Origin of the sequence: Aquipuribacter hungaricus (assembly GCF_037860755.1) — a bacterium.
GTDB classification, from domain to species: Bacteria; Actinomycetota; Actinomycetes; order Actinomycetales; family JBBAYJ01; genus Aquipuribacter; species Aquipuribacter hungaricus.
This window is the reverse complement of the sequence record NZ_JBBEOI010000086.1, coordinates 1-14,226: the sequence shown is the minus strand read 5'-3', so window position 1 is coordinate 14,226 and position 14,226 is coordinate 1. Positions and strand designations below refer to the sequence as shown.

General features: G+C 74.9%; 11 protein-coding genes. 7 read left to right on the top strand and 4 right to left on the bottom strand.

Annotated elements, in window-relative coordinates; genetic code table 11:
* Window positions 1–289 (top strand): hypothetical protein (locus WCS02_RS10690; protein ID WP_340292879.1); only part of this gene is annotated, 289 nt, incomplete at its 5' end.
* Window positions 290–324: 35 nt separating this feature from the next.
* On the opposite strand, the gene WCS02_RS10685 is transcribed toward WCS02_RS10690, so the two are convergent.
* On the bottom strand, window positions 325–969 hold the full coding sequence (locus tag WCS02_RS10685; protein ID WP_340292877.1) for a thermonuclease family protein: 645 nt from the start codon (window positions 967–969) through the stop codon (window positions 325–327).
* Between the two features lie 216 nt (window positions 970–1,185).
* Here WCS02_RS10685 and WCS02_RS10680 point away from each other — a divergent pair, with 216 nt between their 5' ends.
* Both WCS02_RS10680 and WCS02_RS10675 read left to right on the top strand, forming a co-directional pair.
* Window positions 1,186–3,108, top strand: coding sequence for a 2-oxoacid:acceptor oxidoreductase subunit alpha (locus tag WCS02_RS10680; RefSeq protein WP_340292875.1), 1,923 nt, complete (start codon window positions 1,186–1,188; stop codon window positions 3,106–3,108).
* The gene (locus WCS02_RS10675) at window positions 3,105–4,211 is read left to right on the top strand and encodes a 2-oxoacid:ferredoxin oxidoreductase subunit beta (protein ID WP_340292873.1); all 1,107 of its coding nucleotides are present in this window, start codon (window positions 3,105–3,107) and stop codon (window positions 4,209–4,211) included. Before WCS02_RS10680 ends, WCS02_RS10675 begins: the two co-directional genes overlap by 4 nt.
* 36 nt (window positions 4,212–4,247) lie before the next feature.
* Here the strand turns inward: WCS02_RS10675 and WCS02_RS10670 are convergent, their stop codons facing one another.
* Window positions 4,248–5,612 carry an MFS transporter gene (locus WCS02_RS10670; protein ID WP_340292871.1) on the bottom strand — a complete coding sequence of 455 codons (1,365 nt, stop codon included), beginning with the start codon at window positions 5,610–5,612 and terminating at the stop codon, window positions 4,248–4,250.
* Between the two features lie 158 nt (window positions 5,613–5,770).
* Here WCS02_RS10670 and WCS02_RS10665 point away from each other — a divergent pair, with 158 nt between their 5' ends.
* The 4 genes from WCS02_RS10665 to WCS02_RS10650 all read left to right on the top strand — a co-directional run bounded on the left by WCS02_RS10665 (window position 5,771) and on the right by WCS02_RS10650 (window position 11,784).
* Window positions 5,771–7,396, top strand: a complete 1,626-nt coding sequence (locus WCS02_RS10665) for a methyl-accepting chemotaxis protein (RefSeq protein ID WP_340292869.1) — start codon at window positions 5,771–5,773, stop codon at window positions 7,394–7,396.
* An 85-nt stretch (window positions 7,397–7,481) separates the two neighbouring features.
* Window positions 7,482–8,699, top strand: a complete 1,218-nt coding sequence (gene serA / locus WCS02_RS10660; RefSeq protein ID WP_340292866.1) for a phosphoglycerate dehydrogenase — start codon at window positions 7,482–7,484, stop codon at window positions 8,697–8,699.
* Window positions 8,696–9,661 (top strand): EamA family transporter RarD, encoded by a 966-nt coding sequence (gene rarD, locus WCS02_RS10655; RefSeq protein ID WP_340292864.1) that lies wholly within the window; start codon window positions 8,696–8,698, stop codon window positions 9,659–9,661. Before serA ends, rarD begins: the two co-directional genes overlap by 4 nt.
* A 107-nt stretch (window positions 9,662–9,768) precedes the next feature.
* Window positions 9,769–11,784 carry a PhoX family protein gene (locus WCS02_RS10650; RefSeq protein ID WP_340292862.1) on the top strand — a complete coding sequence of 672 codons (2,016 nt, stop codon included), beginning with the start codon at window positions 9,769–9,771 and terminating at the stop codon, window positions 11,782–11,784.
* Window positions 11,785–11,850: 66 nt separating this feature from the next.
* On the opposite strand, the gene WCS02_RS10645 is transcribed toward WCS02_RS10650, so the two are convergent.
* Complete coding sequence (locus tag WCS02_RS10645; RefSeq protein WP_340292860.1) at window positions 11,851–13,656, bottom strand: putative bifunctional diguanylate cyclase/phosphodiesterase; 1,806 nt, start codon at window positions 13,654–13,656, stop codon at window positions 11,851–11,853.
* A 193-nt stretch (window positions 13,657–13,849) separates the two neighbouring features.
* Window positions 13,850–14,226 (bottom strand): peroxide stress protein YaaA (gene yaaA, locus WCS02_RS10640; protein WP_479688803.1); only part of this gene is annotated, 377 nt, incomplete at its 5' end.

Below are 14,226 nucleotides of genomic sequence, written 5' to 3'. Positions count from 1 at the left end.
CCTCTCCCCCGCCGCCGCCCTGCCGGGACGGCCGGACCGGGCGCGGGGCGGCTCGGCGACCCTGTGGCTGGACGGCGGCCCGGGGGGCGGGCGGGTCGTCGGGGCCCTGGTCGTGGGACCGCAGGCCGGCGAGCTGGTCTCCGAGGCGGCCCTGGTCGGCCGGCTCGGGCTCACGGTGCAGGAGTGGGTCGGCGGCCGGGAGGGCCTCGGCGGGGTCCACGCCTCCCACCCCTACCCGGGGTGGTCGTGGACCTGGGCCCTGCTCACCGACCGCGCGCTCGGCCGCTGACCCAGGGGGCCGGCTCGAGTGCCGTGCCGGCTGGGTCAGCAGCTGCCCCACACGCCGAGCCGGGCGTCCCGCGCCCGCTGCTCGGCAGCCCCCACGACGTCGACGAGCTCGTCGTTCGGCGGGTACACCACGGTGTAGGCCAGCCCGTTGGCCACGACCGCCTCGTTGACGAACACCCCGTCGGGCCGCCAGGCGTAGGCCAGGAGCCGCCCGTACTGGTCGACGGTCTCGACGTCCGCGGCCAGGAGCACGGTGGAGCCCTCCGGCAGCAGCTCGGCCGTCAGCTCCGAGGCCTCCGGTCCCAGGCACTCCTCGTCGGCCTGCGGGCCGTCGACCTCGGGGGTGTCGACGAGCAGCAGCCGCACCCGGTGCTCCCCGGCCGAGGGCAGGACGCTGCCCTGCTCGCCGGACACGACCAGGGTGTCGCCGTCGACGACGCGCTCGACGGTGACCTCCTGCGCGTCCGGCGGCGCCGGCACCGACGACACGTCGGTAGTCGCGCGGGCCTCGACGGAGGCGAAGGCCTCGACCGGGACCCGGTCGCTGCACCCGGCCAGCAGCAGGACGGCGAGGACCGCGGCGGCGGCGGGGCCGGTGGGGCGGCGGGCTCTCGGGTGGCCGTGGTCGGCGCCCCGCTGCAGGACCGTCGCGCGGCCCTCGTGGTGGTCGTGCCGCTGCACCTGTGCTGGCTCCCCTCGTCCGCCGTCCCCGGGACGACGCTCCCCGGACAGTCTCCCGGGCCCCGGTGAGACCGGCCACAGTGCATCCACGACGCAACCACTCAGCCTTGCTGACCCAGTCGTCAAGGGACAGGGGTTGCCGTCTCCGGTCGGCCCGTCGGCGGGCACCGACCTACGATCGGAACACCCCCCGACGGAAGGTTGTTGACCACCCTGATGGCAGCCACGACACCGCTCGACCACGTCGTCATCCGCTTCGCGGGCGACTCCGGCGACGGCATGCAGCTCACGGGTGACCGCTTCACCGCCGAGACGGCCGCGCTGGGCAACGACCTGGCGACGCTGCCCAACTTCCCGGCCGAGATCCGCGCCCCCCAGGGCACGCTGCCGGGCGTCTCCAGCTTCCAGCTGCAGTTCGCCGACCACGAGGTCCTCACCCCCGGCGACGCTCCCGACGTGCTGGTCGCGATGAACCCGGCCGCGCTCAAGGCGAACCTGCCCGACCTCCCCCACGGCGGGACGGTCATCGCCGACTCCGACAGCTTCACCAAGCGCAACCTCACCAAGGTGGGGTACGCCTCCAGCCCGCTCGAGGACGGCAGCCTGGAGTCCTACCGGGTGCACGCCGTGCCGCTCACCTCCATGACGGTGACCGCGCTGACGGAGCTCGGCCTGGGCCGCAAGGACGCCGAGCGCTCGACGAACATGTTCGCCCTGGGCCTGCTGTCCTGGCTGTACTCCCGCCCGACCGACGGCACCCGGCGCTTCCTCGAGACCAAGTTCGCCAAGCGGCCGCAGATACTCGCCGCCAACGTCCGCGCCCTCGAGGCCGGCTGGGCGTTCGGCGAGACGACGGAGACCTTCGCGGTCCGCTACGAGGTCGCCCCCGCGCCCAGCCGCCCCGGGACGTTCCGCAACATCACCGGCAACACCGCGCTGGCGCTCGGCCTGGCCACCGCCGCCCACACCGCCGGCCTGCCCCTCGTGCTCGGGTCGTACCCGATCACCCCGGCCAGCGACATCCTCCACACCCTGTCCGGCCTCAAGCGCTACGGCGTGACGACGCTGCAGGCCGAGGACGAGATCGCCGGCATCGGCGCGGCGCTGGGCGCGGCCTACGGCGGCGCGCTCGGCGTCACCACGACGTCCGGCCCCGGGCTGTCGCTCAAGGCGGAGATGCTCGGCCTCGCCGTCATGCTCGAGCTGCCGCTGGTCCTCGTCGACGTCCAGCGCGGCGGCCCCTCGACGGGGCTGCCCACCAAGACCGAGCAGGCCGACCTGCTGCAGGCCATGTTCGGCCGCCACGGCGAGGCCCCGCTGCCGATCGTGTCCGCGGCCACCCCGGGTGACTGCTTCGACGCCGCCCGCGAGGCCGTCCGGATCGCCGTGACGTACATGACCCCGGTGATCCTGCTGTCCGACGGCTACCTGGCCAACGGCTCGGAGCCGTGGGAGGTCCCGGACGTCGCCTCGCTCCCCCGGGTCCGCACCCGGTTCGCGAGCGCGGACGACGTGCCGGCCGAGGAGAAGTTCCGGCCCTACTCCCGCAACCCCGGCACGCTCGCCCGCCCCTGGGCCGTGCCCGGCACGGCGGGCCTGGAGCACCGCGTCGGCGGCCTGGAGAAGGCCGACGGCACCGGCGAGATCTCCTACGACCCGGACAACCACGACCGGATGACCCGGCTGCGCGCAGCCAAGGTCGACGGCGTCGACGTGCCCGACCTCGACGTGGACGACCCGTGGTCGGCGGACCCCGACGGCGCCGACCTGCTCGTCCTCGGCTGGGGCTCGACCTTCGGCCCGGTCAGCGCCGCCGTCCGCCAGGCGCGCGCCGGCGGGGCCCGGGTCGCCCAGGCCCACCTGCGCCACCTGCACCCGTTCCCGGCCAACACCGGCGACGTGCTGCGGGCCTACCCCCGCGTCCTCGTCCCCGAGATGAACCTCGGCCAGCTGTCGCTGCTGCTGCGCGCCCGCTACCTGGTCGACGTCATCAGCCACACCAGCGTGCGCGGGCAGCCGTTCAGCTCCGGCGAGCTGGTCCAGGCCGTCGACGACGCGATCACCCACGAGCCCCCCCGCAGCACCGCGCGCCGCTTCGCCGGCGCCGGGCGCGGGAGCAGCCAGGAGGCACACGCATGAGCATCGAGCTCGGGCTCCCCACCGTCGGACCCGGCCAGGGGCTGCGCGGCGTCCCCACGCTGTCCGAGGGCGAGGCCCTCACCCGCAAGCAGTTCGTCGCGGAGAACGAGGTGCGCTGGTGCCCCGGCTGCGGCGACTACGCCGTGCTCGCCGCGGTCCAGGGCTTCCTGCCCGACCTGGGGCTCAAGCGCGAGAACATCGTCTTCGTCTCCGGCATCGGGTGCTCCAGCCGGTTCCCGTACTACCTGGACACCTACGGCGTGCACTCCATCCACGGCCGGGCGCCGACGATCGCCACCGGCCTGGCCGTGTCGCGCCCCGACCTCAACGTCTGGGTCGTCACCGGCGACGGCGACGCGCTGTCCATCGGCGCCGGTCACCTGCTGCACACCCTGCGCCGCAACCTCAACGTGACGATCCTGCTGTTCAACAACCGGATCTACGGGCTCACCAAGGGCCAGTACTCCCCGACGTCCGAGACCGGCAAGGTCACCAAGTCGACCCCGGCGGGCAGCGTCGACGGCCCGTTCAACCCGGTGTCGCTGGCCCTGGGCGCCGAGGCGACCTTCGTCGCACGGACCCTGGACTCCGACCGGGCGCACCTCACCGAGGTGCTGCGCCAGGCCGCCGAGCACCGCGGCAGCGCGCTGGTGGAGATCTACCAGAACTGCCCGATCTTCAACGACGGCGCGTTCGACGTGCTGAAGGACCGCGACGAGTCCCAGGCCCGCCTGGTCCGGCTCGCCGCGGGCCAGGAGGTCACCTTCGGCGGCCCGGACGGGGACGCGAGCGTCGTCGTCGCGCGCCCCGACGGCGGCGGCCTGGAGGTCGTCGCCCGGGACGTCGCGGCCGCGACCGGGCGCACCCCGGTCGTCCACGACCCCGGTGCGGACGACCCGTCGGCCCAGTTCGCGCTGTCCCGCCTCGACGACCCGTCCATGACCACGGTCCCCGTCGGTGTCTTCCGCTCCGTGCAGCGGCCCGCCTACGACGACCTGGTCCGCTCCCAGGTGGACGCCGCGGTCTCCGCCGCCGGCGGCCCCGCCCAGGACGCCGACCTCACCGCCCTGCTCGCGGGCCCCGACACCTGGACCGTCAGCTGACCGTCGGCCGGTGACGGCCCGGGAGCCCGTCGGACCTCAGGGTCCGGCGGGCTCCGTGCTGTCACGACGCCCGTCGGCGGGCGCGTCGACGGTCTCGTCGCCCCCCTCGTCCGCACTCCGGTCGGCGTGCTGGTCGAGGTGGCGCGGCAGGTCCCGCATCCGCACCAGCGGGCTCAGCAGCACCGGCAGGACGGCCGCCGCCTCGAGCACCACCCCGGCCCAGAGCACGGTGACGATGCCGGCCTGCGCGGCCACGACCCCGCCCACGAACGCGGCCACCGGGTTGACGCCCCACACGACGAAGCGGACCGAGGCGTTCATCCGCCCCAGCAGCGGCAGGGGGCAGAGCCGCTGCCGGAACGACACCTGCGCGACGTTGTAGACGACGACGCCGAACCCGTAGACCGCCATGGACACCGCGAGCATGACGAGCGCGGTGCCCTGCGACCGGCCGGCGGCGAGCGGCACCAGGGCTGCCGCGGCCGAGGACGGCAGGATCGCCAGCGCGATGGTCCGACCCTCCCCCACGACCCGCATGACGGCGCCCGAGGCGAACGCCCCCGCCAGGCCGCCCAGGGCGCCGACGCTGAGCACCAGGCCCAGCTGCGCCTCGCTCAGCCCGAGGTCCCGCACCACGTAGAGCACGAGCAGCCCGCCGCCGAGGTTGCTCGCGGCGTTCGACGTCGCCGTCGTCGCGACGATCCGGCGCAGCAGGGGCTGGCCGACGACGAAGCGCAGCCCCTCGCCGATCTCGGTACGCAGCGGGCGGCGCCCGGCCCGCGACGGCGGCTCCTCCCGGTGGCGGATCCGGCCGAGGAACAGGGCCGAGCCCAGGAACGAGAGCGCGTCGACGAGCAGGACGAGCGGGGCACCCACGGCGCGCACCAGCAGGCCGCCCAGCGCCGGGCCCACGACGTGGGCGACCGAGTGCGACACCTGCAGCCGGGCGTTGCCCTCGCTGATCCGCGAGGACGGGACGATCGAGGGCAGGTAGGACTGGTAGGCGACGTCGAAGAAGACGGTGGCCACCCCGGTGACGGTGGCCACGACGAGCAGCAGCGGGAAGGTGAGGACGTCGAGCAGGTAGGCCACCGGCAGCGACAGCAGCGCCAGGGCCCGGACCAGGTCGCCGACCACGAGGACCCGCCGCTTGAGCAGCCGGTCGACCCACGCCCCGGCGGGCAGGCCGACGAGCAGGAACGCGATGTTCTCGAAGGTGGCGAGCAGGCCCATCTCGAGCTCGTCCGCCCCGAGCACCTGCACCGCGAGCAGCGGCAGGGCGATGCCGCCCACCTGCGTGCCGACCTGGCTGACGGTGTCCCCGGCCCACAGCCGGCGGAAGTCCCTGCCGACCGGGTGGCCGACGAGGCTCTCCCGGTACCAGCTGCCCACCCTGCCCACGCGCCGATGGTGGCGTGCGGCGGGCCCGCGGCGCGACCCCCGCCGCCCGCCCGTCGCGGCCCGGTGCGGACCGGCGCGAAAGGTCTGCCCCCCGCGTGCCGATGCCTGTGCCGACCCTGATGCCCCGTCTCCGGCGACAGCCGGTGGGAGGACCCCCCGTGACCCGCACCCCCGGCACCGCCGCCGCCCGCCGCGGCCTGCTCGCCCGCGCCCGTGACCTGCCCATCGCCCGCAAGCTGCTGGCCGCCTTCGGTGCGGTCACCGTGCTGCTCGTCGCCGTCGGCGGCGTCAGCCTCGTCCAGCTGCAGCGGGCGTCCGACCGCCTCGCCCTGATGGACACCGAGACGCTGGAGGCCGTGAGCACCCTCGGCACGGTCGAGAGCCGGTTCGAGTCGCTCCGCTTCCGGCTGGTCGACCTTGCCGTCGCCAGCGAGGGCGACGAGGTCGCCGTGACGGACCGGATCGCCGTGCTCGACGACGAGATGGACGAGGCCTTCGCCGCCTATCAGCGCACCGACATGACGGGTCGCGAGGACGCCGTCCTCAGGCTGACGACGGCGCTGGAGGAGTACCGGGAGATCCGCGACGCCGAGCTCGTGCCGCTCGCCAAGGCCGACCGGACCACCGAGTTCGTCAAGGTGCGCGAGGAGAAGCTCACGCCGCTGGCGAAGACGGTCGCGGACACCGTCGACGAGCTCATGGCCATCGAGCACGCCGCCGCCGCGGCCTCCGTCGAGGAGGGCGCCGCGGCCTACCGCTCGGCCGTCGTCCTGCTCGGCGCGGCCGTGCTGCTCGCCGTCGTCGTGTCCACCACCCTGGCGCTGGTCATCGGCCGTGCCGTCGCGGACCCGCTGCGCCGGACCGTCGCGGTGCTCGAGGGCCTCGCCGAGGGCCGGCTGGACCAGCGGCTGCCCGCGGAGGCGACCGACGAGGTCGGCCTCATGGCGCGCGCCCTCAACCGCGCGCTGGACATGCTCACCGAGACCATGACGCGGATCTCCGGCAGCTCGCAGTCCCTCGCGTCGGCCTCGGAGCAGCTGTCCGCGGTGTCCGCGCAGCTCAGCGGCTCCGCGGAGGAGTCCGCGGCCCAGGCCGGCAGCGCGAGCAGCGCCGCCGAGCAGGTCTCGGCCAACGTGCAGACCGTCGCCGCCGGCACCGAGCAGATGAGCGCGGCCATCCGCGAGATCGCCGCCAGCGCCTCCGACGCCAGCGGGACCGCCGCCGACGCGGTGCAGAGCGCGGCCGGCGCCACCGACACCGTCGAGCAGCTCGGCCGCTCGACCGCCGAGATCGCCGCCGTCCTCAAGGTCATCACGTCGATCGCGGAGCAGACCAACCTGCTCGCCCTCAACGCGACCATCGAGTCGGCCCGGGCGGGCGAGGCCGGCAAGGGCTTCGCGGTCGTCGCCACCGAGGTCAAGGAGCTCGCCACCCAGACCGGGAAGGCGACCGAGGACATCGCCCGCCGCATCGACGCGATCCAGCGGGACAGCTCCCACGCCGGCGACGCCATCCGCTCCATCTCCGACGTCATCGACCGCATCAACGCCAGCCAGTCGACGATCGCCGCGGCGGTCGAGGAGCAGACCGCCACCACCAACGAGATGACCCGCAGCGTGAGCGAGGCTGCGCAGGGCGCGAGCGAGATCGCCAGCGGGGTGGCGTCGGTGGCCCAGGCCGCCGCCGAGACGACCGACGGCGCCTCGCAGACGTCGGCGGCGGCCGTGGAGCTGTCCGCCATGGCCGGCGACCTGCAGGTGCTGGTGGGGCGCTTCCGCTTCTGAGCGCCGCCCGCCGGGGGCGGGCACCGGGCCACCAGACGGTGGGCGGTCGTGCCGACGACCACCTCCCACCCCGCACAATGGCCCCGTGCCCGCCCCCACCGCCGCACCGACGGCGCTGCTCCTGGAGAACATCCACCCGCACGCGGTCGAGCTGCTGAGCGCCGCCGGCTTCGAGGTCCGCACCCACCGCGGCGCGATGGACGAGGCCGAGCTCGTCGAGGCCGTGCAGGGGGTGAGCGTCCTCGGGATCCGGTCCACCACCCACGTCACCGAGGCGGTCCTGGACCGGGCCCCGGGCCTGCGCGCGGTCGGCGCCTTCTGCATCGGGACCAACCAGGTCGACCTCGCCGCGGCGGGCTCGCGCGGGGTCGCTGTCTTCAACGCCCCGTTCTCCAACACCCGCAGCGTCGTCGAGCTCGCCGTGGCCGAGATCATCGCCCTGGCGCGCCGGCTGACCGAGCGCGACGACGCCATGCACGCCGGCGTCTGGGACAAGTCGGCCGACGGCTCCCACGAGGTGCGGGGGCGGACGCTCGGCATCGTCGGCTACGGCAACATCGGCAGCCAGCTGTCGGTCGTCGCCGAGGCGCTCGGCATGCGCGTGGTGTTCTACGACTCCACCGAGAAGCTCGCCCTGGGCAACGCGCGCGCCTGCTCGAGCCTGGACGAGCTGCTCGCCGAGGCGGACACCGTCACGCTGCACGTGGACGGCCGCGACGGCAACGCCGGCATGTTCGGCGCCGCGCAGTTCGCCGCCATGCGCCCCCGCAGCATGTTCCTCAACCTGTCGCGCGGCTTCGTCGTGGACTACGCCGCGCTCCGGCGCAACGTCGAGTCCGGCCACATCGCCGGGGCGGCGGTCGACGTGTTCCCCGACGAGCCCAAGGCCAAGGGCGACCCGTTCGCCTCGGAGCTGCGCGGGCTGAGGAACGTCATCCTCACCCCGCACGTGGCCGGGTCGACCGCGGAGGCCCAGCAGGACATCGGCCGGTTCACCGCCAGCAAGCTGCGCGACTACACCCTGGCCGGCACCACCACGCTGTCGGTCAACCTGCCGCAGGTCGCCATGGACCCCCGCCCCGGCACCCGCCGGGTCGCGCACCTGCACCACAACGTCCCCGGCGCGATGGCGCGGGTCAACCAGCTGCTGGCCGAGCACGGGGTCAACATCGAGGGCCAGCTGCTGAGCACCCGCGGCACGCTGGGCTACGCGCTCACCGACGTGGCCGTCGACCTGCCCGACGGCGTGCTCGACGCGCTGGCCGCCGTGCCGGAGACGATCTCCACGCGCGTCGTCCCGTGACGTCGGCGTCCGCCGCCCGGGCCTCGGCGGGCGCGCCCGCCGGGGACGACCGCACGGGCGTGCTGCTCGGCCTCGGCGCGTACCTCATGTGGGGGCTGTTCCCGCTGTACTTCCGCCTCCTCGAGGCGGCCGGGGCGGTCGAGATCGTCCTGCACCGGATCGTCTGGTCGCTGCTGGCGTGCGCCCTGCTGCTGACCGTGGTCCGCGCCTGGGGCGCGGTGCGGGCCGTCACCGGCCGGCAGCTCCTGCTGCTCGCCGCCGCCGCGGCCGTCCTCAGCGTCAACTGGGGCGTCTTCGTCTACGCCGTGAACTCCGGGCAGGTCGTCGAGACCTCGCTCGGCTACTTCATCAACCCGCTGGTGTCGGTGCTGCTGGGCGTCGCGCTGCTCGGGGAGCGGCTGCGGCGGGTGCAGTGGGCCGCCGTCGGCGTCGCCGCGGTCGCGGTGGGCGTCCTCACCTACGACTACGGCCGGCCGCCGTGGATCGCCATCGCGCTGGCCGCGAGCTTCGGCTGCTACGGGCTGCTCAAGAACCGCGTCGGGCGCGGTGTCGGTGCACTGCCCGGCCTGGCCCTGGAGACCGCGGTGCTCGCGCCGCTGGCGGTGGCCGGGCTGGTCTGGTTCGGGGTGCGCGGCGAGAGCACCTTCACCTCCGAGGGGCCCGCCCTCACGGTGCTGCTCATGCTGTCCGGGGTGCTCACGGCCCTGCCGCTGCTGCTCTTCGCGGGCGCCGCCCGCCGGGTGCCGCTGTCGACCATCGGGCTGCTGCAGTACATCACCCCGGTCATGCAGCTCCTGCTCGGCGTGCTCGTCTTCGGCGAGCCCATGCCGCCGCTGCGCCTGGCAGGCTTCGCGCTGGTCTGGGTGGCGCTGGCGGTCTTCACCGTCGACGGGCTGCGCAGCGCCGGCCGGTCGCGGGCCGCGTCCCGGGAGCTGTCGCGGCAGACCGTCCCGCCCTCCTGAGCGCGGGCGAGACGTTAGGCGGGCGTTCACCTGCGGGCCACCTCCCGGTCTGCGGCGGTGCCTAGGTTCGCGGCGTCCGCGTCCGCCCACCGCCCGAAGGACCCCCCGTGACGCTCACCCCCGAACGCCGCACCCTGCTCCCCATGCTCGGCCGCACCCACGGCACCCGCAGCGCCTCCGTCTGCCACTGGAAGTGCGCCGACGCCTGCACCCGTCCCGACGAGAACGTCTCGGGCGCCGAGCGCTTCGTCGACGTCGTCCGCCGCTCCGCCCACGTGTCCGCCTCGCGCCGGACCGTCCTCGGCTCGTCGGCCGCGGGTGCCGCGCTGGCCGCGCTGTCCGTCGCCGGACCGGTCGCCGCCGCCCCGGGCCGCGGGGGGGCCGCCGCGCCCGGCACGTTCGGCTTCACGGCGATCGACCCGGTCCCGGCCGAGGTCGACCGCTTCACCGTCCCGGACGGCTGGCGCTGGGAGACGATCATCTCCTGGGGCGACCCCGTGGAGACCGGTGCGCCTGCCTTCGACGCCGAGGCACAGACGCCCGAGAAGCAGAAGCGCCAGTTCGGCTACAACAACGACTACCTGGACATCCTGCCGCTGGCCGGCAGCGACCGCCGGGGGCTGCTCGTGGCCAACCACGAGTACACCAACGACGAGCTCATGTTCCCGGACTACGCCACCGCCGACGCCGCCGGGAAGCTCCGGAACACCGAGACCGCCATGTACGCCCACGGCATGTCCGTCGTCGAGGTCCGCCGCCGCGGCCCCCGCGACGCGTGGAAGCCGGTCCGCTCCCGCTACAACCGCCGCATCACCCTGGACACCGAGTTCGTCATCGACGGCCCCGCGGCGGGCTCGCCGCTGCTGCGCACGAGCGAGGACCCGACGGGCACCCGCGCCTACGGCACGCTCAACAACTGCGCCGGCTCCACGACCCCGTGGGGCACCGTGCTGTCCGGCGAGGAGAACGTCGACCAGTACTTCAGCAAGCCCGCCGTGCCCACCGCCCGCGAGGCCCGCTACGGCCTGACCAGCGCCGGCCGCGGCTGGGGCGCCGTGCAGAGCCGCTTCGACCTGGCCAACGAGGGCACCCGCAACGAGCCCAACCGCTTCTTCTGGGTCGTCGAGGTGGACCCGGAGGACCCGACCGCCCCGCCGGTCAAGCACACGGCCATGGGCCGCTTCAAGCACGAGGGCGCCTCGGTCCGCATCGACGCCAGCGGCCACGCCGTGGCGTACATGGGCGACGACAACCGGTTCGACTACCTCTACAAGTTCGTCTCCCGCGACACCTTCCGCCCCGGCCCCTCGCAGGCCGCCCGCCGCCACAACACGACCCTGCTGTCCGCCGGCGACCTGTACGTGGCGAAGTTCGACGGTGACGGGACCGAGGACGGCGTCTACGACGGCACCGGCGAGTGGCTCCCGCTCGTCGTCGGCGGTCGGTCGTTCGTCCCCGGCTACAGCGTCGAGGAGGTGCTCGTCTTCACGCGCAACGCCGCCGACGTCGTGCAGCCCACCGCCATGGACCGGCCCGAGGACGTCGAGCCGAGCCCCGTGACCGGCTACGTCTACGTCGCCTGCACCAACAACACCGCCCGCACCGCCGCCCGCCTGGACGAGGCCAACCCGCGCCCGGCCAACAAGGACGGCCACGTCGTCGAGATCATCGAGGACGGCGGCGACGCCACCGGGACGACGTTCACCTGGAACCTCGTGCTCGTGTGCGGCGACCCCGACGACCCGTCCGTCCCCACGTACTTCGGCGGCTGGCAGGGCGAGGTCTCCCCCATCTCGTGCCCGGACAACGTCGCCTTCGACGCGGCCGGCAACCTGTGGGTGTCGACCGACGGGCAGCCCGGCAGCATCGGCTACAACGACGGGCTGTTCCTCGTCCCGGTCTCGGGCCCCGAGCGCGGCCGGGTCCAGCAGTTCCTCGCCGTCCCCACGGGCGCCGAGACGTGCGGCCCGCAGGTCAAGAGCGAGGACGGCTACGTGCTCGTCGCCGTGCAGCACCCGGGCGACTTCCCGGGCGCCTCGTACGCGGCCCCGGCGTCGACGTTCCCGTACGACGGGGTCTTCCACGGCCCGCGCCCGTCCTGCGTGCAGGTGCTCCCCGCCTGAGGACGCGCTCGGGGCCCCGGACCGCCCCGACCTGGACCGGGCCGCCGGGGTCCGGGCGGTCCGGGGTCAGACCAGGGGCGCGTGCGTCCCCAGGTGCGCCACCAGCTCGCCCGGGCGCAGGGGCCTGGCGAACAGCCACCCCTGCGCGCGGTCGACGCCGAGCAGACGGAGCCGGTCGGCCTGCTCGGGCGTCTCCACGCCCTCGGCGACCACGTCCATGCCCAGGCTCCGGGCCAGGTCGAGCACCGCGGAGACCAGGCCCGTGCGGGGGGTCGGGCCGTCGAGCTCGCCGACGAACGAGCGGTCGATCTTGAGGATGTCCATCGGCAGGCGCTGGAGGTAGGACAGCGAGCTGTAGCCGGTGCCGAAGTCGTCCAGCGACACCCGCGTCCCCGCCCGGCGCAGCCGCGACAGGACCGAGCCGGAGAACACGGACCCGTCCAGGAGCACCGACTCGGTGATCTCCACGGTGAGGGCGCCGTGCGGCAGGCCGTGCTCCTCCAGCAGCCGGTCCAGGTCCTCGGGGAAGGTGCTGCACAGCTGCCGGACGGACACGTTGACCGCCACGGTGAAGGACTCGTCGACGGTGCCGTCGGCCCGCCACCGGGCGATGTCCGCGGCGGCCTGCTCGAGCACGTAGCGCCCGATGGGGACCACGAGGCCGTTGTCCTCCGCGACCGGGACGAACTCCGACGGCGGGACGGGCCCGAGCGTCGGGCTGTGCCAGCGCAGCAGCGCCTCCGCCCCCACCGTGCGGTCGCCTGCCAGGTCGACGACGGGTTGGTAGACCAGCGACATCTCCCCGCGCGCGACGGCGCCGTGCAGCTCGTGGTCCAGCCGCGTCCGGCGCTCGACCTCCACGCGCAGGACCGCGTCGAACCGGCGCACCGAGCCTCGCTGGGTGTCCTTGGCGCGGTAGAGCGCCACGTCGGCGTCGCGCAGCAGCTGCTCGGCGGTGCTGCCCGGCCCGGTGGCCGAGGCCACGCCCACGCTGGCGGAGACCGGGACCAGGGCGCCGGACAGCACGACCGGCTCGGCCCAGGCCGCGGGGAGGCGCGCGAGCACGACGTCGAGGTCGAGGTCGCCCGTAGGGTCGGCGACGACGACCGCGAACTCGTCCCCGCCCATGCGCGCGACCGTGGCGCCGGCCCCCAGCGCCAGCCGGAGCCGCCCCGCGACGGCGGTGATGAGCTCGTCCCCGGAGTGGTGGCCGTAGGTGTCGTTGACGAGCTTGAAGTGGTCGAGGTCGACGAGCAGCACGTGGACGGCGCCGCCGGTCCTGTCGCGGGCGGCGAGCGCCTCGCAGGTGCGCACGTCGAACAGCTCGCGGTTGGGCAGCCCGGACAGCGAGTCGTGCCAGGCGGCGTGCTGCAGCTCGCGCCGGCTGCGGCGGACCCAGGAGGCGACGTGGCCGACGAGCAGGCCGACGGCAGCGAGGCTGCCCATGGTGAGCAGGAACAGCCGCAGCAGCACCGGGGTGGGCTCCGCGGACAGGGACAGCACGGTCGCGAAGCACGCGGCGCTCCACACCCCGTGGCGGAGGGCGTCCCTGGGCGCGAAGTAGAACGCGGCGAACGGCGTCGCCCACAGGTAGAAGAGCCGGATGTCGTTGTCGGGCGCGCCGCCGGCGGCGAAGCCGACCGAGATGACGACCTGGATGGCACCGATGACGGCGTGGAAGGCCCCGAGCGGGGCACGGTCGGCGACCCCGGCGGCCAGCGCGGCGCCCATGACGGCCGCTATCGCGGCCATGGTCGCGACCACGGCCTCGTCCGCACCGGGGCCGTGCGGCAGTGCCGTCCACAGCAGGGCGAGGGCCGCGCCCGCGAGGTAGAGCACGCCGAGCGCCCGGCCCATGCCGCGCCGGCTCACCGGCACGGCGTCGCCGGCGGGCGGGTCGGGTCGACGAGCTGCGGACCTCACGCCACCCCCCAGACGACGGCACGGGCGTCCGCCGCGTGCCGCACCGTGCATCGGCACGGGGCCGGGGGAACCTGAGGCCCCCACCCCGTCCGGTCCCCTCTCCACGCGGGCCGTACGTCCCGGCAGCCGGGGCCTCGCCCCCTCAGGCCGTCGGCGACCCCCCGACGGCGGGGGCGTGGACGTCGAGCCGGTACCCCGGCCCCGACCGCACGAGCTCGACGTCGAAGAGCTCGGCCGCGGCCTCGGCGAGCGCGTGCGGCGAGCGCGGGACCCGCGGCGCGCGCACGAGCAGGTGCCGGGCGAGCACCCCCCGGGTGTGCTTGGCGTGGTGGCTGACGACCTGGCCGTCGCTGAGCACCCGCACCGCCACGAGCGTCTCGGCGTGCTCGCGCGCCGGGCGCCACGCGGCGGCGTACGGCGCGGAGCGGCAGTCGACCACGACGCCGTGACCGCCGTGACCGCCGTGACCGCCCTGACCGCCCCCACCGCCCGGGCGGCCCGGCCTCCGCGCTGGTCGAG